The organism is Synechococcus sp. CC9605 (genome assembly GCF_000012625.1).
Taxonomy (GTDB): domain Bacteria; phylum Cyanobacteriota; class Cyanobacteriia; order PCC-6307; family Cyanobiaceae; genus Parasynechococcus.
In genome coordinates this window covers 86162-102600 of sequence record NC_007516.1, presented here as the reverse complement: position 1 = coordinate 102600, position 16439 = coordinate 86162, and the positions used below count along the sequence as shown (strand labels likewise).

General features: G+C 62.2%; 19 protein-coding genes and 1 pseudogene. 5 read left to right on the top strand and 15 right to left on the bottom strand.

Annotation, left to right across the window (positions count from 1 at the left end; genetic code table 11):
- Positions 1-71: 71 nt before the first annotated feature.
- Positions 72-1502 (bottom strand): adenosylhomocysteinase, encoded by a 1431-nt coding sequence (ahcY, locus tag SYNCC9605_RS00530; protein ID WP_011363138.1) that lies wholly within the window; start codon positions 1500-1502, stop codon positions 72-74.
- A 30-nt stretch (positions 1503-1532) separates the two neighbouring features.
- Here ahcY and tsaE point away from each other — a divergent pair, with 30 nt between their 5' ends.
- On the top strand, positions 1533-2024 hold the full coding sequence (tsaE, locus tag SYNCC9605_RS00525; protein WP_011363137.1) for a tRNA (adenosine(37)-N6)-threonylcarbamoyltransferase complex ATPase subunit type 1 TsaE: 492 nt from the start codon (positions 1533-1535) through the stop codon (positions 2022-2024).
- Here the strand turns inward: tsaE and SYNCC9605_RS00520 are convergent.
- The 7 genes and pseudogenes from SYNCC9605_RS00520 to SYNCC9605_RS00495 form a co-directional block, all read right to left on the bottom strand.
- On the bottom strand, positions 1991-2947 hold the full coding sequence (locus tag SYNCC9605_RS00520) for a carbohydrate kinase family protein (protein ID WP_011363136.1): 957 nt from the start codon (positions 2945-2947) through the stop codon (positions 1991-1993). The genes tsaE and SYNCC9605_RS00520 overlap by 34 nt on opposite strands.
- A 21-nt stretch (positions 2948-2968) precedes the next feature.
- Positions 2969-4159 carry an 8-oxo-dGTP diphosphatase MutT gene (gene mutT, locus SYNCC9605_RS00515; protein ID WP_011363135.1) on the bottom strand — a complete coding sequence of 397 codons (1191 nt, stop codon included), beginning with the start codon at positions 4157-4159 and terminating at the stop codon, positions 2969-2971.
- Positions 4074-4727 (bottom strand): transglutaminase family protein, encoded by a 654-nt coding sequence (locus tag SYNCC9605_RS15315; RefSeq protein WP_257930044.1) that lies wholly within the window; start codon positions 4725-4727, stop codon positions 4074-4076. Before SYNCC9605_RS15315 ends, mutT begins: the two co-directional genes overlap by 86 nt.
- Before the next feature lie 41 nt (positions 4728-4768).
- Positions 4769-4897, bottom strand: a pseudogene (locus SYNCC9605_RS15745) (hypothetical protein); the annotation flags it as partial.
- A gap of 56 nt (positions 4898-4953) precedes the next feature.
- A complete protein-coding gene (locus SYNCC9605_RS00505; protein ID WP_041434315.1) occupies positions 4954-5409 on the bottom strand; it encodes a DUF3488 domain-containing protein in 456 nt (151 codons plus the stop codon).
- Entirely contained in the window at positions 5366-5950 is a 585-nt protein-coding gene (locus tag SYNCC9605_RS00500) for a hypothetical protein (protein ID WP_156782932.1), read from the bottom strand. Before SYNCC9605_RS00500 ends, SYNCC9605_RS00505 begins: the two co-directional genes overlap by 44 nt.
- The gene (locus SYNCC9605_RS00495; RefSeq protein ID WP_257929715.1) at positions 5898-6812 is read right to left on the bottom strand and encodes an AAA family ATPase; all 915 of its coding nucleotides are present in this window, start codon (positions 6810-6812) and stop codon (positions 5898-5900) included. Before SYNCC9605_RS00495 ends, SYNCC9605_RS00500 begins: the two co-directional genes overlap by 53 nt.
- Positions 6813-6876: 64 nt before the next feature.
- Here SYNCC9605_RS00495 and SYNCC9605_RS00490 point away from each other — a divergent pair, with 64 nt between their 5' ends.
- Positions 6877-7818, top strand: coding sequence for an alpha/beta fold hydrolase (locus SYNCC9605_RS00490; protein WP_374699856.1), 942 nt, complete (start codon positions 6877-6879; stop codon positions 7816-7818).
- A gap of 2 nt (positions 7819-7820) precedes the next feature.
- Here the strand turns inward: SYNCC9605_RS00490 and SYNCC9605_RS00485 are convergent, their stop codons facing one another.
- The gene (locus tag SYNCC9605_RS00485; protein ID WP_011363132.1) at positions 7821-8828 is read right to left on the bottom strand and encodes an RpoD/SigA family RNA polymerase sigma factor; all 1008 of its coding nucleotides are present in this window, start codon (positions 8826-8828) and stop codon (positions 7821-7823) included.
- Positions 8829-8882: 54 nt separating this feature from the next.
- Positions 8883-10343 carry a magnesium transporter gene (gene mgtE / locus SYNCC9605_RS00480; RefSeq protein ID WP_011363131.1) on the bottom strand — a complete coding sequence of 487 codons (1461 nt, stop codon included), beginning with the start codon at positions 10341-10343 and terminating at the stop codon, positions 8883-8885.
- A gap of 72 nt (positions 10344-10415) precedes the next feature.
- Here mgtE and SYNCC9605_RS00475 point away from each other — a divergent pair, with 72 nt between their 5' ends.
- Positions 10416-10889 (top strand): glutathione peroxidase, encoded by a 474-nt coding sequence (locus SYNCC9605_RS00475; protein ID WP_041434314.1) that lies wholly within the window; start codon positions 10416-10418, stop codon positions 10887-10889.
- Here SYNCC9605_RS00475 and SYNCC9605_RS00470 read toward each other — a convergent pair.
- From SYNCC9605_RS00470 to gyrB, 4 genes are read right to left on the bottom strand one after another with little or no spacing between them, the layout of a single operon-like run.
- Positions 10855-11253 carry a FluC/FEX family fluoride channel gene (locus tag SYNCC9605_RS00470; RefSeq protein WP_011363129.1) on the bottom strand — a complete coding sequence of 133 codons (399 nt, stop codon included), beginning with the start codon at positions 11251-11253 and terminating at the stop codon, positions 10855-10857. The genes SYNCC9605_RS00475 and SYNCC9605_RS00470 overlap by 35 nt on opposite strands.
- Positions 11246-11626 carry a FluC/FEX family fluoride channel gene (locus SYNCC9605_RS00465; protein ID WP_011363128.1) on the bottom strand — a complete coding sequence of 127 codons (381 nt, stop codon included), beginning with the start codon at positions 11624-11626 and terminating at the stop codon, positions 11246-11248. The genes SYNCC9605_RS00470 and SYNCC9605_RS00465 overlap by 8 nt, the downstream gene beginning before the upstream one ends.
- Positions 11607-11942, bottom strand: a complete 336-nt coding sequence (locus SYNCC9605_RS00460) for a hypothetical protein (RefSeq protein ID WP_011363127.1) — start codon at positions 11940-11942, stop codon at positions 11607-11609. The genes SYNCC9605_RS00465 and SYNCC9605_RS00460 overlap by 20 nt, the downstream gene beginning before the upstream one ends.
- Positions 11942-13909 (bottom strand): DNA topoisomerase (ATP-hydrolyzing) subunit B, encoded by a 1968-nt coding sequence (gyrB, locus tag SYNCC9605_RS00455; protein ID WP_011363126.1) that lies wholly within the window; start codon positions 13907-13909, stop codon positions 11942-11944. Before gyrB ends, SYNCC9605_RS00460 begins: the two co-directional genes overlap by 1 nt.
- A 152-nt stretch (positions 13910-14061) precedes the next feature.
- On the opposite strand from gyrB, the gene miaA reads away from it, so the two are divergent.
- Both miaA and infC read left to right on the top strand, forming a co-directional pair.
- Positions 14062-14961 carry a tRNA (adenosine(37)-N6)-dimethylallyltransferase MiaA gene (gene miaA / locus SYNCC9605_RS00450; RefSeq protein ID WP_011363125.1) on the top strand — a complete coding sequence of 300 codons (900 nt, stop codon included), beginning with the start codon at positions 14062-14064 and terminating at the stop codon, positions 14959-14961.
- A 57-nt stretch (positions 14962-15018) separates the two neighbouring features.
- Positions 15019-15672, top strand: coding sequence for a translation initiation factor IF-3 (infC, locus tag SYNCC9605_RS00445; RefSeq protein ID WP_011363124.1), 654 nt, complete (start codon positions 15019-15021; stop codon positions 15670-15672).
- On the opposite strand, the gene SYNCC9605_RS00440 is transcribed toward infC, so the two are convergent.
- A complete protein-coding gene (locus tag SYNCC9605_RS00440) occupies positions 15669-16436 on the bottom strand; it encodes a dienelactone hydrolase family protein (protein WP_041434313.1) in 768 nt (255 codons plus the stop codon). The two genes, infC and SYNCC9605_RS00440, sit on opposite strands and share 4 nt — an antisense overlap.
- Positions 16437-16439: the final 3 nt, after the last annotated feature.

Below are 16439 nucleotides of genomic sequence, written 5' to 3'. Positions count from 1 at the left end.
GGAGACTGCGCTTGATCGCGCAAGTCTTCCATGGGGCCGTGAGAATCAGATTCCGATCCGCAGGATCGTGATCAGTAGCGGTAGTGGTCGGGCTTGTAGGGGCCTTCCACAGGAACGTTGATGTAGTCGGCCTGATCCTTGCTGAGCTCGGTGAGATTGGCGCCGATGCGACCGAGGTGAAGGCGGGCCACCATCTCGTCGAGATGCTTGGGCAGCACGTACACCTCTTTGGCGTACTCATCGCCCTTGGTGAACAGCTCGATCTGAGCCAGCACCTGGTTGGTGAAGGAGTTGCTCATCACAAAGCTGGGGTGGCCGGTGGCGCATCCCAGGTTCACCAGACGGCCTTCAGCCAGCAGGATGATCCGGTTGCCGCTGGGCAAGGTGATGTGGTCGACCTGCGGCTTGATGTTCTCCCACTCGTACTCCTTGAGGGAGGCGACATCGATCTCGTTGTCGAAGTGGCCGATGTTGCAGACGATCGCCTCATCCTTCATCTTCACCAGGTGCTCGTTGCGGATCACCTGGTAGTTGCCGGTGGCGGTGACGAAGATATCCATGTCTTCGACCACGTCTTCCAGACGCACCACGCGGTAACCCTCCATGGCGGCCTGCAGGGCGCATATCGGATCCACTTCTGCAATGCAGACGGTGGCACCCAGACCACGCAGGGACTGGGCCGAACCCTTGCCCACATCGCCGTAGCCGATCACGAGGGCCTGCTTGCCAGCCACCATCACGTCAGTGGCGCGCTTGATGCTGTCCACCAGCGACTCGCGGCAGCCGTAAAGGTTGTCGAACTTGCTCTTGGTGACCGAGTCGTTGACGTTGATGGCGGGGAAAGGCAGCTCACCGCTCTTCTGCATCTTGTAGAGACGTGCCACGCCCGTGGTGGTCTCCTCGGTCACACCCTGGATTTGGGCCTTGGTGCGCGAATAGAAAGTTGGGTCCTGGGCCAGCTTTTTCTTGATCGAGGCGAACAGGAAGGTCTCCTCTTCGTTGCCGGGGTTATCCAGAACGGTGATGTCCTGCTCGGCCTTGCTGCCAAGCATCACCAGACCGGTGGCATCGCCGCCGTCGTCCAGGATCATGTTGGGAGAACCACCATCACCCCACTCAAGGATGCTGTGGGTGTAATCCCAGTACTCCTCCAGGGTCTCGCCTTTGACGGCGAAGACGGGGATGCCCTTGGCGGCGATAGCAGCAGCAGCGTGGTCCTGGGTGGAGAAAATGTTGCAGGAGGCCCAGCGCACTTCGGCCCCGAGCTCCACCAGGGTCTCGATCAGAACCGCGGTCTGAATCGTCATGTGCAGGGAGCCGGCGATGCGGGCGCCCTTCAGGGGCTTCTCGCTGCCGTACTTCTCTCGCAGCGCCATCAGACCGGGCATCTCGGTCTCGGCAATGTCGAGCTCCTTGCGGCCGAAGTCGGCCAGGTTGATATCGGCAATGACGCAATCTACGCCGAGCTTCAGCTCAGCTGGGGATGTGGGCGCTGCCACCATGGTTTCGGTGCTCCCTAAGGAATCGTGGAGTTGGATATCTGCAGAGACGCCGAGGCTTCGGGCTCGCTTGAAACGGACTCTACAGGGCTTGTCTGGGCTCTTGAGACCCTTGAGACGACGCAGGCCCTGGGCCGATCCCTCGCTCGGGAACTTCCACGGGGAGCAATTCTTCTCCTCAGCGGTCCCCTCGGGGCCGGCAAAACATCGTTGGTGCAAGGCCTGGCCGAAGGCCTCGGGATCACCGAGCCGATCACCAGTCCCACCTTTGCTTTGGCACAGCACTACCCCCAGGGATCACCGCAGCTGGTGCACCTCGATCTCTATCGGCTGGAACAACCGACCTCCGCAGATGAGCTGTTTCTTCAGGAAGAAGAAGAGGCGCGCGCGGCGGGGGCGTTGATGGCGGTGGAGTGGCCGGAACGGCTGGGGCTCGATCTGGCCGAGGCCTGGCTCCTGGAGTTACACCATCAAGACGAAGGGCGGCTGGCTCAGCTCACCCCTCCCAGAAAGGCCTCAACCTGAGCCTGCGTTGGCTGGGGATCAATGCCACCGGCGCCGCCACAGACCAGGGCACCACAGGCGGCCGCAAAACGGACGCGCTCCTGGGGAGCGGCGGCCCACCGGTGCAACAGACCGGCCGTGAAGGCATCACCAGCACCGGTGGTGTCAACGACGCTGGGGGGCTGAAACGCAGCCTGCTGCCCTGATTCGTCACCCAATTGCCAGAGCACCGGAGATGCTCCATCGGTGACCACGACGTCCGGCCGCTGGGACAAGGACTGCTGAATTGAACCGGGATCGTCAGTGTTGAAGAACCAAAGTGCTTCCTCCCGCGCCAACTTGATCAGAGCCGCCTGCTCCAGAAGCGGTTGAATCGCATCCTTCGCTGCTGAAGACGGACCGGCCTCGGCATCAGCGGTGGCATCCCAAAACGTGGGGCGCCAGTTCACATCAAGGGCAAGCGCGGTGCCCTGGCTCCGGGCCTGGCGCGCGGCAGAGAACAAAGCCGCGGCCGACGCTGTTGACGCCAACGGAAGGGTGCCGATCAACAACCATTGAACCTCGGGCAGAGCAACCGGCTCAAGAGCCTGGTCCGCGAAACCGGCCCCTTCATCGCCAGCAAAACCCTGAAACTGCCGTTCACCATCAAGCGAGCGACGAACTAGCACGATGCGACTAGGGCACTTGGCATCCCGCTGCAGGAGCGTGGTGTCGACACCACGCTTAGCAAACAAGCTGGAAAAAGCCTCGCCGATAGCGTCCTGCCCCAAGCGACCGGCAAACGCCACGGGGGTGCCCAAGCGAGCCAAGCCACAGGCCACATTCGCTGGCGCTCCTCCCAGACGGTCGTCCAGCGGATGATCGACCGCCGGGTCACCTCCAGGCGGCCCAAGCCGATCGATCAGAGCTTCACCGAGACAGACGACAACGGAACCAAGCGCCATCCGACCGCATCAGGACCTTCTTTAAGGGTGGGCAGAGCTTTCCAAGCTGCCAAGCAACGCCTCAATGATCCGAGCATTGGCGGCCGGAAAGGCGTAATCCACCAGGTCATCTGGGCGCACCCAACGCACCTGCTGACTGGCAAGGGGCTGCGGCTCCCCCGACATCCAGTCGCAGAGATGCACCACAAAGCGCAACTTCTTGTGGCTGTAGGCGTGATCAACGGTGATCAGTTCAGCGCCCACTGTCACCGCAATGCCGAGCTCCTCCTTCAACTCGCGGGCAATGCAGGTTTCGATCGTTTCGCCTTGTTCTTGTTTGCCACCGGGGAACTCCCACATTCCCCCCAGCAGGCCTTCCTCTAGGCGCTGGTCGATCAACACCTCCCCGGCAGCGTTGAGCACGACACCCACACCGATCACCTGGAAGGGCAGGGGCTTGGGGGCATTGGTCACGGGCCAGCGGCAGGGATCGCCGGAAGCGTAGGCAGCGCACTGGGAGTGCCAGGGGCAGCGGTGACAGGCCGGCTGGCGGGGGGTGCAGAGCGTGGCCCCCAGATCCATCAAGGCCTGGTTGGTATCCCGTGCCCGAACCGGATCAAGCAGAGCCTCACTCCAGCACCAGAACAAGGCATCGTCACGGGCCGGCGGGCGCGCATGGGCCGTCAAGCGCGCCAGCACCCGTTTTACGTTGCCATCCAGGATCGGCAGCCGGAGATTGAAGGCACTGGAGAGGATGCTGCCGGCGGTGGTGCGGCCGATGCCAGGCAACGCCATCCACTCCTCCAAGCTGCGCGGCCACGGTCGGCCCACCAACCGCTGCGCCGCCTCATGCAGCCGGCGGACCCGGGAGTAATACCCGAGGCCCTGCCACTGCAGCCGCACCTCATCCAGGGACGCCGCTGCCAACGTTTCGACAGTTGGAAATGCCTCCATCCAACGCATCCAATAGGGAAGCGCCACGGCCAACTGGGTCTGCTGCAGCATCACCTCAGCAATCCAAATGCCGTAGGGATCAAGTTGGTGAACCGCTTCAGGCCAAGTCCCGGCTGGCTTGAACATCCAAGGCTTCTGCACGGGATCACGCCGGCCATGGGCCTGCCACCAGCTGAGCAGGCAAGCGCTCAATTCAACGGAGTTGTTGAGCAAGCCTGGAGCGGAGTTGCCGCCACTGGCGTGAATGGTGCGGGCGCTGGGATGCGGTGAGCGGGGCATGGGCAAGCTGCTGTTGCTGATCCGCCATGGCCTGAAGCAGCGGGGCCAGATCGGGGTGCATCCTCGCGGCTCGCCCACAGAGAGCGGGAAAGCTTTCCCCCTTCATTGGGAGCACACCCCGACGAGCCAGAAGGCGAAGTGACTGCGCCAGCGGGGCACGAGGCTGGAGTACAAGCCGCAGCAACAGCCAACCAGCTGCAACGGCCGCGAAGCCACCCACAACAATCGCCACACCCAACCACTGCAGCTGCGCACCAAACAGAAGCTGCAGCCAGGCTTGCTGACTGGCTTGATCGAAACTCAACCACCAGCGCGTCCAGGCCAGATCCAGGCTCCACCACTGCCATTGGAGCCAGCGCCACCAGGGCACCTTCTGCTCAAGCCGCTGCCCTGACTCAGCAGCCACTGCAGCAGCAGGCAAACCCATATTTCTCGCCCAACGGGTGGGATCCACCCGCTGCCAACCTTCCCCTTCCAACCACAGCTCAACCCAGGCATGGGCATCGCTCTGGCGCAACTCCAGATATGAACTGCCGCTAGCGGTCGCACCACATGCCCACCCTGGTATCCACTCACCACCCGCGCCGGCAAATCGGCCGCCCGCATCAAAGCGGCAAGGGCACTGGCGTAGTGGCCGCAGAACCCCACCTGCTGATCGAACAAAAAGGCATCCAGATCAGCAACCGAACCGGGGTGAAGGCTGTAGCGGAAGGGCTGACGCCGAAACCAACCCTCCAACGCCTCCAACCGTTCACGCCCCGTGGGTAGCGCTCGGAACTCTCGGGCCAAAGTATTCAGTCTGGGCAAGGAATCAGGGGGCGACTGCCGTTCCCCAGGAGGGGGGGGCGCTGCTGCCAGGCCGCCAACTTTTCGGCGGACTGCAGGCGAAAGGACCGGCGCTGGCGCGATGCAGCACCAACCAGCAGCTCTCCTTCCGGAGTGATCCACTGATCCGGGGAAGTCGGCAAGGCAGAGCCATTCCAGGGGACGGCCCTGGTGGCTGAGGGCTCCACGACCCACCACTGGCTGGTTCCTTCCCTAACCGTTGATTCACCCAACCCACCCCGAGGAACGGGAGGATCCCGGTGCTGCCAGCGGCGGCCATCGAACTGCTCATGCACCAACACCCGCCAATAGGCATCCGTCGGCAGGGGTTGAGCATCCGGCAGCAAAACCCGCGCTGCCGAGCCATCCACCAGCGCCAGCTCAGCAATGCTGAGGGGATCCAGCTCCGGAGACAGACCAGACACCGCACCGCGGGCAGATCAACTGCAGCTGTTGGGGCTGCCAACGCCCCCAACAGATGAACAACCCGAGCGGCTCAATGGTCTCGATCTGCACGGGGGGCGGCAGCTGCCAGCCCCGATGCTCCGCCACCCAGGAGAGAGCGAGGGTCGTGGTTCCCGCGGCGATGCGATCACATACCACCACCGGATGCCCCTGAACACGCAAGCTGCACCGGGGCCGAGCTGTGTAGCTCTCCAACCGCAACAGGTAGTCGGCAGGCTCATCGCCAAATGCCGGTGATGGCTGACCACAGCGGAGGGTGAGCCCCTGAAGTGTGTCGTGGGTGAGAAACATGGCCAGCAACATCAACCCAAACATCAGGAAAGCCAGCAGCAGGGTGCTGTTGCTTCCCGTCTGAATGGCCACCAGCAGCAACAGGCCCGCTGCCGCAATCCAGAGCGCACCGAAGCGACTGGGAATGATGTAAAGGCTGCGATGCCCCAGCTTCAATTCAGCGCAAGGTCGGGACGGCCTGAACAAGGGCTTCACTGTGCGGTGCGCCATGACGAGCGGGACAACCGGCATCCAGGCGATGCTCCACCACCGCCGGCAACACGGCCTGAACATCGTCAATCACCACATGATCACGGCCGTCCAGCAGCGACCAGGCGCGAGCAGCTGCCAAGAGGCCCTGACTGGCCCGCGGAGAGAGACCAAGATGCCTCTGACGACTGACCTCCACCAGGTCAAGGACGTAGTCGATCAGAAGCTCGGAGCAGTGCTGGGCAGAACAACAGTGCTGCAGGAGCTGCAGGGCCTCCGGAGCCAACCGAGGCAGTGAGCTATCGAAGGTTGGATCAAACCCAGCGCAAAGCAACGCCCGTTCAGAGGCACGATCGGGAAAACCCAGGCTCAGCCGCATCAAGAAACGGTCCAGCTGAGCCTCCGGCAAGGGGCTGGTGCCCACCTGATCGAGGCTGTTCTGGGTGGCGATCACAAAAAAAGGCTCGGGCAAGGAATTGCTGACGCCATCAACGCTGACGCGACCAGCGGCCATCGCCTCAAGCAGGGCACTCTGGGTGCGAGGACTGGCGCGATTGATCTCATCGGCCAGCAACACCTGCGTGAACAGCGGGCCGGGCTGAAAGCGGAAACTGGCCTCCGCCGGATTGAACACGTTCAAGCCCGTGAGGTCCGCCGGCAACAGATCACTAGTGAAACTCACCCGCTTGAAGGCGAGGGCAAAGACCCTACCCAAGGCTTCAGCCAGGGTCGATTTCCCCATCCCCGGGCGGTCTTCAATCAGCAGATGACCACCGACCAACAAACAATTGAAGGCCAGGCGCACTTGGTGCTCTTTGCCCAGCAGCACCCGGCCGACAGCCTCGAGCAAGGGCAACAGCTCCGGTGCAGGCAAGGGGGTCACGCGTAGCACTGCACCAACTTGACAGGTCCGACGAGCCAACGCGCAGCAAGCCTCAGTCCACGCCATGGGCTCGCCAGGATGCAGTGGCGAAGCAAGCAAAGGCGTGAGCCCAAGCCACAACCTCTGGAGCTGGAACGAGCGATCCATTGGCTGGAGCCTGATGGGCGACCCCAATGCCGAAGTGGCCGTGCTCCTGATTCATGGCTTCGGGGCCAACACCAATCACTGGCGTTTCAACCAACCGGTGCTGGCCGAACTGCTGCCCACCTACGCCATCGATCTGCTCGGTTTCGGGCGCAGCGATCAGCCTCGGGCTCGCTTGAAGGATGAGTCCGTTTCAGCGGATGCCGTTCATTACGGCTTTGATCTGTGGGGCCAACAGGTGGCTGACTTCTGCCGCCAAGTCATCGATCGCCCGGTGCGACTGGTGGGCAACTCGATTGGCGGGGTCGTTGCCCTGCGAGCCGCACAACTGCTGGGCGAGCGCTGCCGTGGCGTGGTGCTGATCGACTGCGCCCAGCGCTTGATGGACGACAAGCAACTGGCCACACAACCAGCCTGGATGGCCTGGATTCGGCCGCTGTTGAAAACAATGGTGCGGCAGCGTTGGCTCAGCACTGCGCTGTTCCGCAATGCAGCGCGGCCCGGCGTGATCCGCAGCGTGTTGAAGCAGGCCTATCCCAGTGGCGCCAACATCGACGACGACCTGGTGAATCTGTTGTTCCAACCCACCCAACGCGAAGGTGCCGCCGAAGCCTTTCGCGGATTCATCAATCTTTTCGACGATTACTTGGCACCACAACTGATGGAAGAGCTCAAGCTCCCCGTCGATCTGATCTGGGGCGAACTTGATCCCTGGGAGCCAATTGCTGAAGCCGAGCGCTGGGCCCAGACGCTGAACTGCGTTCAATCCCTGTCAGTGGTTCAAAACGCAGGCCACTGTCCCCACGACGAAGCACCGGATAAGGTCAATCCGGTGCTGCAAAGGCTGATCAACAAGAATTGAAGTCAGCAGGCGACGTAGGCCTCCACCTGATCACTAACCCGGCGCAGACCGGCCAAACCATCGCGCTCGAGGTTGCGAACACGGTCGCGGCTCATGCCCAGGATCCGACCGATTCCCGTGAGGCTCATCGGATCTTCCCCATCCATGCCGTAACGCATGCGCAACACCTGCTCCTGCAAGTGAGGCAATTGCCCCAACAGGCTGCGGAGATCACCCTTCAAGCAGTCCTCTTCCACTTGATCGCTAGGCAAATCGCCATCTCCGGAAAGCAATTCAAGAAGTTCAGTGTCGTCACCATCACCAACCTTCATTTCAAGACTGACGGGCTGACGGGCACGGCACATCAGATCCTTGACGTCGTCCTCAGGCAGCTCAACGAACTCAGCCAACTCGGTGACGGTGGGTGTGCGTCCCAGCTCCTGGCTCAGCTCTCGCTGACCCTTCTTGAGCTTGTTCAGCATCTCGGTGATGTGGATCGGAAGCCGGATCGTGCGGCTCTTTTCCGCGATAGCCCGTGTAATCCCCTGACGAATCCACCAATAGGCGTAGGTGGAGAACTTGTAACCGCGGGTGGGATCAAACTTCTCGACGCCGCGCACCAAACCGATGGTTCCTTCCTGGATCAGGTCCAGGAGTTCCATGTTCCGTTTGGTGTATTTCTTTGCAACGCTAACCACAAGTCGGAGATTGGCAGCCACCATCCGCTCCTTGGCGCGGCGACCGTGCTGAAGCTTGCGCTTCAGCTGTATCGAGGACAGACCTGAGGCCTTGGCAAGCTGGTCGCGACTGGGCTTCTCACCGGCCTTGCTCTTCAGCTCAGACTCGAGTGACTCCAAATCCATCAGTTCCTGGACTTGCCGTCCCAGGGTGATCTCCTGCTCGTGGGTCAGAAGGGGCACACGGCCAATGTCTCGCAGATAGGAACGAACCAGATCAACGTCAGCCGTGACGGCTTTTGCCGTCTTCACAGAGGTTTTGGGCTTGGAAGCAGCGGTCGCAGCCGGAGCCATGGGGCGCTTCTTTTAGTTATGTGAAGAGTACTCCTAAGAAACGTAAACAGACTCTCAGAAAACGGCGAAAGCAAAGAAATGGGTAGAAATACCTGTGGCTTGCACCAGCTGCGGCAGGTGGACCAGCAGCCACCCCGCCGTCTTCAGGTAGATCAACGTGCCAGCCACGTCGGTGCACGTGGTGATGAAGGGCGTGGACATCAGAGCCGGATCCAGACCCATGCGGTCAAACAGCAGCGGAAACGCTGCACCGGCTGTCGCCGCCAGGGTGGTGATCGCCAGCAAGCTCATCCCTACCGAGAGGCCAACCAAAGCGCTTTCCCCGCGCCACCAAGCGAAGGGAACCACCAGCAGCATCATCAACACGCCCAGCAACGCCCCGGCCATGGCTTCGCGGCCAATCGCCCGCAAGGGTCCGAGGCTGGAGATGCTCTGGGTGCTCAAACCACGGATCACCACTGTGGAGCTCTGGGCCCCCACGTTGCCGCCGGTGCCACCCAGCAGGGGGATGAACGCCGCCAGCAAGACCACCCGCTGCAGAACGTCTTCATTAGCGGCGATCACTTCCGAGGTGAAGAAGCTGGCCAGCACCAGCACCGCAAGCCAAACCACGCGGCGCCGGGCAACGGTGAACAGGTTGCTGCTGAAGTAATCGTCGTCATCGCCGGCCTGAACCGCACCGGCGGCGTAGAGATCACGGGTGGCCTCCTGCTCGATCACGTCGATCACATCGTCCACCGTGACGATCCCCACCAGACGCTGTTCCAGGTCCACCACGGGCACGGCGAGGAAGTCGTAGCGCTGGATCGTGCGGGCCACCTTCTCCTGATCCGTGTCGGTGCTGACGCTGAGCACCTCCTCGGTCATCACATCACCGATGCGGGCCTGGGGATCTGCCGTCACCAGATCCCGCAGCGACAGGATCCCAGTAAGGCGTCGCTCGGCGTCCGTCACATAAAGGGAATAAATCGTCTCGGTGTCGCGGGCACGACGCCGCACGATCTCCAGCGCAACGCCAGCAGTCTGGTTTTCCTTGAAGGCGATGTACTCGGTCGTCATCAAGCGACCGGCCGTCTCCGCGCGGTATCCCAGCAACTCAGCGGTCACCTTGCGCTCATCGGGACTGAGCTCAGTGAGCAACTGACGCACCACCTTGGCCGGCAGCTCCTCAAACAACCGGGCACGATCATCCGGTGACATCTCCTCCACCACCTCACGCATCTCACCGGAACGAAGCAGGCTCAGCAGGCTCTGTTGGGTGGCCGTATCGAGGTACTCATAAACACTGATGGCTTCGTCCTTGCTGAGCAGGCGAAAGGCAATGGCCTGCAAATTGGCAGGGAGATTGCCAATCGCTTCAGCAATGTCCACCGGCTGCACCGGTTCCAGCAGCAGCTTCACCGCGTCGTAATTGCCCGCCTGGAGGATCGCGGCGAGCTCATGGGACACCGCCTCGGCCAGCAAGTCGGGCTCTACGCTCACGCCAGCACTGCTCAGCCCCGATGCCTCCGTCATGCCCCTCTGGCCGGGAGCCCAGTGTATGGCCGTTACAGCCGGTTAACCTCTGCGCTCCATCCTTGTTTCACCATGGCGATCAGCGTCAGTGCCGTCTCCGTCACCACCCCTGACGGCAGCAGCAAATCCCTGGGCGATTACGCCGGCAAGGTGCTGCTGATCGTGAACGTGGCCAGCCGCTGTGGCTTCACCAAGCAGTACGCGGGTCTGCAGGCCCTCAATGAGGCCTATGCCGCCAAGGGCCTGGCGGTGCTGGGCTTCCCCTGCAACGACTTCGGCGCCCAGGAGCCCGGCAGCCTGGACGAAATCAAGAGCTTCTGCTCCACCACCTACGGCGCTGACTTCGAACTGTTCGAGAAGGTGCACGCCAAAGGCAGCACCACGGAGCCCTACACCACCCTCAATCAGATGGAACCCTCCGGTGATGTGGAGTGGAACTTCGAGAAGTTCCTGGTGGGCAAAAACGGCACCGTGATCGCTCGCTTCAAGAGCGGCGTCACCCCTGAAGACCTCAAGTCGGCGATTGAGGCGGCTCTGGCGGCTTGAGCCGTCGCCCGAGGTTGAATCCCAGGGCTGCGGCGCCAAGTCCCAGCCCGAGGGTCAGCCCGATCAAGCCCAATGCGGCGGCCCAATCACCAGCACTGAGGTGCTTCACGGCCGCCAGCATCCAACTACTGAAGGTGGTCACGGAACCGCAAAAGCCAATGCCAAGCAGCAACTGCCGCCGTGGCGCGGCGGGGAGCCCGGACAGGAAGCCCAACAGGGCGGCCCCCAGAACATTCACCAGCAGGTTCTGATCCCCTAGATATAGAGCCAGCTGCCAGCGCAGCAGGGCCCCGGGCACGGCACCGGCACCAACCAGCAACAGCTCCAGCAATTCCAGTTGCAGGCCGGGCTTCGCTTCAGGCATGGGTCCCTATTCCGTAACCGACTGCACAGGCCAGCAGGCCGACCCCAATGGAGGCCACCGCCAGCACCAACGCCGTCAGCAACTGGCCAGCACGCAGCTCGTTGAGCAGCTCCACGGCGAAGGTGGAAAAAGTGCTGAGACTGCCGAAAAAGCCCACACCCATCAGCAAGGCGATACCAGTGCTCGCCGTGCAGGTTTCATTCAGCGCCAGCACCAGGCCCAGGGCAAAACAGGCCACTACATTCACCAGAAAGGTGCCCCAGTGCTTCTTCGGCACCATCGGCTGAAAGTGGTTCACCACCTTCAGGCGCAGCCAGGCCCCGGGGATCGCCCCAAGACCCACCAAGACAGCCTCAGGCGCGGAGCCAGCCACGGCGTTGATCTCCAGAGAGCGTCTGTACGTGCAGCCAATCCTGGCCATCGGCGTTAGACCAATGCCGCAACAAGCGCAGGGATGAGCCGGCTTCGAGGGTGCTCAACCGAGGAGCTACGGCCAGTGGGCTGAGCCGCAGGGGCTGATCGGCGGCGGTGTGCAGGGGGCCGGAGGCCGCACGGCGACGGGGCTGCGGTTGACGCCGATCAGCTCCTCCAGCCGGAAGAGCTGCAGGAGCCATCAGAGCCACCCCCAACAGCCAACTCCAACGCAGAACACTGCTCGTCGAAACAGTCCCTGTCCGAACAGCCGTCATCAAATGTCGAGAGCCGCCATATCCAGCTCTGCGCTGTGGGTCTCGATGAATTCCCGGCGGGGCGCCACCTTGTCGCCCATCAGGATCGTGAAGATGCGATCAGCCTCGAGGGCATCTTCGATCTCCACCCGCTTCATCGTGCGCGTGGTGGGATCCATGGTGGTTTCCCAGAGCTGCTTGGGCATCATTTCGCCAAGACCCTTGAAGCGCTGGATCGTGTAATTGGCCTTCTCGCCGAAGCCCTCCAGGGTCTTCTGCAGATCTCCTTCGTTGTAGCAATAGGTGTGGTTCTTGCCGCGCTCAACTTTGTAGAGCGGCGGACAGGCGATGTAGATATAACCGCCTTCCACCAGCTCCTTCTGATAGCGGTAGAAGAAGGTGAGCAGCAGGGTGCGTATATGGGCGCCGTCCACGTCGGCGTCGGTCATGATCACGACCCGGTGGTAACGGAGGTTCTTCACATCGAAGTCCTCACCCTTGATCCCCAGACCCAAAGCGGTGATCAACGCCTGAATCTCGGTGTTCTTGTAGATCTTGGCGTCGTCTGTTTTCTCGATGTTGAGAATCTTGCCCCGTAGCGGCAGGATCGCCTGGAAGCGACGGTCCCGGCCCTGCTTGGCCGAGCCACCGGCGGAGTCGCCCTCCACGATGTAGATCTCGGATTCGCCGGGATCGCGAGAGCTGCAATCAGCAAGTTTTCCGGGCAGGGTTGAGCTCTCCAGCACGCTCTTGCGCCGCACCAGTTCCCTTGCCCGGCGGGCGGCCTCAGCGGCGTTAAACGCCTGGATCGCCTTCTCGAGGATCAGGCCGATGACGGAGGGATTGAACTCGAGGAACTGACTGAGGGCCTCTCCCACCAGGTTGTCGACGATGCCCCGCACCTCGGTGTTGCCGAGTTTGGTCTTGGTTTGACCTTCGAATTCCGGTTCCGGCACCTTCACCGAGAGCACTGCCGTCAGGCCTTCACGGATGTTCTCCCCCGCAAGATTGGAATCTGATTCCTTGCGTTTGCCCAGCTTCTTGGCGAAGGCGTTGAGGGTGCGGGTGAGCACCGTCTTCAAGCCTTCAATGTGGGTGCCGCCATCCACGGTGCGGATGTTGTTGGCGAAGCCAAGGATGCTGTCGGAATAGGCATCGGAGCACCACTGCAGGGCTGCCTCCACTTGGACGCCATCCTTCTCGGAATTCACGTAAATGATGTCCGGATGAAGGGCGTCCTTCTCCTTGTTCATGTAGGCGACGTATTCCTTGATGCCGCCTTCGTAGAAGTAAGTCTCCTCATGGGGATTGCCTTCCCCATCCCGGGCTGACTCCCGCTCATCGCGGAAGACAATCCTCACGCCGCCGTTCAGATAAGCCAGCTCCCTCAAACGGGCCGAAAGAGTGGCGTAGTCGAAGACGATGCCGCCGGTGAAGATTTCAAGGTCGGGCTTGAAGCAGACGGTGGTGCCGGTCTCACCGGATTCAGCTGCAGGCTGCGACTCCGACGCCAGCACCCCGATGGCAGCGCCGCGCTCAAAACGCTGGCGATGCACCTGGCCCTGCCTTCGCACCGTCACCTGCACCCATTCGCTCAGGGCGTTCACCACCGAAACGCCAACGCCGTGGAGGCCGCCAGAAACCTTGTAACCACCGGCGCCAAATTTTCCGCCGGCGTGCAGCACCGTGAGGACTGTCTCCAAGGCGCTCTTGCCGGTGCGGGGGTGCACATCGGTGGGAATGCCGCGGCCGTTATCGCTCACTGAGGCGGAGCCGTCTTCACCGAGGACCACAACGATGCGGTCGCAATGGCCCGCCAGGGCTTCATCCACCGAGTTATCAACAACCTCGTACACCAGGTGGTGCAAACCCCGCGGCCCGGTGGAGCCGATGTACATGCCTGGGCGCTTGCGGACGGGCTCAAGCCCCTCCAGCACCTGAATCTGCTCGGCGCCGTAGGCGTTCTGGACCTTGGAAGCGTCGCTCATTCAGAAAGTCTCAAGCCAGGAAACCGGGTCATGGGCGGGCGCAACGGCCCTAAACCTCGACCTGACAATGTCAATCTACCACCGGCTGTCTATAGAGGCTTGCAGAGGCCTCTCAGCGCCCATTCCACGCCGGGCTGCACCCCCTCACCCCTTTGAACAGCTCCAACCCCCTGGTGATCACCCTGCTCGGGCCCACCGCCAGCGGCAAGACCGCCCTGGCGTTGGACATCGCCGAACGGCTGGATCTGCCGGTGTTCAACGTGGATTCCCGCCAGCTCTACAGGGAGATGGACATCGGAACCGCTAAGCCGACGGCGGAGCAACAGGCGCGGATACCGCACCATCTGCTGGACCTGCGCACGCCCGATCAGCCGATCACGCTGCAGGAATTTCAGGCGATCGCCACCCCCTGCATCAACGCTGCTCTAGAGCAGCGGGACGTGGCGCTGCTGGTGGGCGGCAGCGGCCTCTATCTCAAGGCCCTCACCAGCGGTCTTCAGCCTCCTGCCGTGGCACCCCAGCCGCAACTGCGCCAGCAGCTGACGGCCCTGGGCCAGCAGATCTGCCATCCCCTGCTGCAGGCCGCCGACCCCAAGGCCGCTGCCAAAATCGCCCCTGCCGATGCCGTGCGCACCCAACGCGCCCTTGAGGTGCTCTACGGCTCCGGGCAACCGATGAGCCGGCAGGCCACAGCCGCCCCTCCGCCCTGGCGGGTGCTGGAACTGGGCCTCAACCCCGCCAACCTGCGCCAACGCATCCAGCAACGTACCGAGCAGCTCTACCGCGATGGGCTGGTGGACGAGACCCAGCGCCTGAGCGAGCGCTACGGCGCTGATCTGCCATTGCTGCAGACCATCGGCTACAGCGAAGCGCTGCAGATGATTGGCGGCAGCCTGACCACAACAGAAGCGGTGCGAATCACCAGCCAACGCACCCGCCAGTTCGCCAAACGCCAACGCACCTGGTTCCGGCGTCAGCACAACCCCCACTGGCTGCCCGACCAGGCAACGCTGACGGATGCGATGACGTTGATCGAACAACATCTAAGGTGAAGGATGCAGACGTTGTATTAAGCGAAGTTGTCTGCACCTGTCCCCGTCACCGCCTGAATGCCCCCACGTCCCCGTTTTGACCGTCGTGCCCCGGTTCGGGAGCTGCCCAACATCAACGACCGGATCAACTACCCCCAGTTGCGGGTGGTCGACTCAGACGGCGCTCAGCTGGGCGTGATCAGCCGCGAAGAAGCCCTGGATGTGGCCCGCGACAGGGAACTGGATCTAGTGCTAGTGAGCGAGAAGGCTGACCCACCGGTCTGCCGGATCATGGATTACGGCAAGTTCAAGTTCGAGCAGGAAAAGAAAGCCAAAGAGGCCAAGAAGAAGTCGCACCAGACCGAAGTTAAGGAGGTCAAGATGCGCTACAAGATCGATCAGCACGACTACGACGTGCGGATCGGCCAGGCGCAGCGCTTCCTCAAAGCGGGCGACAAGGTGAAGTGCACCGTAATCTTCCGCGGCCGCGAGATTCAGCACACCGCGCTGGCGGAAACCCTGCTGCGGCGGATGGCAAAGGATCTAGAGGAAAAGGCCGAGATCCAGCAGGCCCCCAAGCGGGAGGGCCGCAACATGATCATGTTCCTCACCCCGCGCAAAACACCGCTGGTGAAGAAGGAGGAAAAGGAGCAAGCCGCCAACAAGGCCGTGCGCACCATTCCGGCACCACCCAGGCCCACCGCAGCCAAGGTGGCCAGCCCCCAGGGCTAAACCGCAGGATCGTCACCAAGCAGCAGGCTCCATCCCTGGGCTGAGGCCTGGGGATGGAAGTTGCTGCGGGCTTCGCACATGAAGCCATGGTCGGCACCGGCGTACTCCACAAAGCGCAAGCGCTGGCAGGCGGGATCAGCCTTGCTCAGGGCAACCCTTATCGCTTCGCGATCCTCGAGAGGGATCAGTGGATCGGCCGTGCCGAACACACAAGTGAGCCGTGCCTTGATCTCAGGCAGCAGAGCAAGCGATGGCTCTCCACCGCCGGGCCGCATCCGGCTCACCCCTGCGCCGTAAAAATCGAAGGCGTGCTTAACCCCGGGCAACGTGGCGGCCAGAAAGGCGGCATGCCCCCCGAAGCAGAACCCCACCACATGCACGGCGGCCTGCGGGTAACGGACTCCTAACCAGCTGACAGCAGCAGCAACATCACCAAGGATCTGCTCGGTGGTGGTGGCGTCCTTGTGACGCCGCCCTTGAGCCAGATCGGACGGTTCATAGGACAACTCCAGATCGGGCGCCGTGCGGGCAAACAAAGGAATGACCAGGGCCGGATGGCCATGGGCGGCCAGGCGATCCGCGACGCTGCGAACCCAGCCATTCACACCGAACACCTCAGGTAGCACGATATAGGCACGATTTATAAACGGTTTCGACTCAATATCGTTCGCGGCGATGACTGGCTCCGCCCACCAACAACGCAAGCGAACGGGCCCATTCAGAACCTCGACCCAATCACTTCGGCCCAGCCCAGAACTTTCCATAAC

Excerpts from the sequence above, each read along its gene's own strand:
- ahcY (WP_011363138.1), bottom strand. The coding sequence starts at position 1,502 with ATGGTGGCAGCGCCCACATCCCCAGCTGAGCTGAAGCTCGGCGTAGAT.
- SYNCC9605_RS00520 (WP_011363136.1), bottom strand. The coding sequence starts at position 2,947 with ATGGCGCTTGGTTCCGTTGTCGTCTGTCTCGGTGAAGCTCTGATCGAT.
- mutT (WP_011363135.1), bottom strand. The coding sequence starts at position 4,159 with ATGCCCCGCTCACCGCATCCCAGCGCCCGCACCATTCACGCCAGTGGC.
- SYNCC9605_RS00500 (WP_156782932.1), bottom strand. The coding sequence starts at position 5,950 with ATGGCGCACCGCACAGTGAAGCCCTTGTTCAGGCCGTCCCGACCTTGC.
- SYNCC9605_RS00490 (WP_374699856.1), top strand. The coding sequence starts at position 6,877 with ATGGGCTCGCCAGGATGCAGTGGCGAAGCAAGCAAAGGCGTGAGCCCA.
- SYNCC9605_RS00485 (WP_011363132.1), bottom strand. The coding sequence starts at position 8,828 with ATGGCTCCGGCTGCGACCGCTGCTTCCAAGCCCAAAACCTCTGTGAAG.
- mgtE (WP_011363131.1), bottom strand. The coding sequence starts at position 10,343 with ATGACGGAGGCATCGGGGCTGAGCAGTGCTGGCGTGAGCGTAGAGCCC.
- SYNCC9605_RS00475 (WP_041434314.1), top strand. The coding sequence starts at position 10,416 with ATGGCGATCAGCGTCAGTGCCGTCTCCGTCACCACCCCTGACGGCAGC.
- SYNCC9605_RS00470 (WP_011363129.1), bottom strand. The coding sequence starts at position 11,253 with ATGCCTGAAGCGAAGCCCGGCCTGCAACTGGAATTGCTGGAGCTGTTG.
- SYNCC9605_RS00460 (WP_011363127.1), bottom strand. The coding sequence starts at position 11,942 with ATGACGGCTGTTCGGACAGGGACTGTTTCGACGAGCAGTGTTCTGCGT.
- gyrB (WP_011363126.1), bottom strand. The coding sequence starts at position 13,909 with ATGAGCGACGCTTCCAAGGTCCAGAACGCCTACGGCGCCGAGCAGATT.
- infC (WP_011363124.1), top strand. The coding sequence starts at position 15,019 with ATGCCCCCACGTCCCCGTTTTGACCGTCGTGCCCCGGTTCGGGAGCTG.
- SYNCC9605_RS00440 (WP_041434313.1), bottom strand. The coding sequence starts at position 16,436 with ATGGAAAGTTCTGGGCTGGGCCGAAGTGATTGGGTCGAGGTTCTGAAT.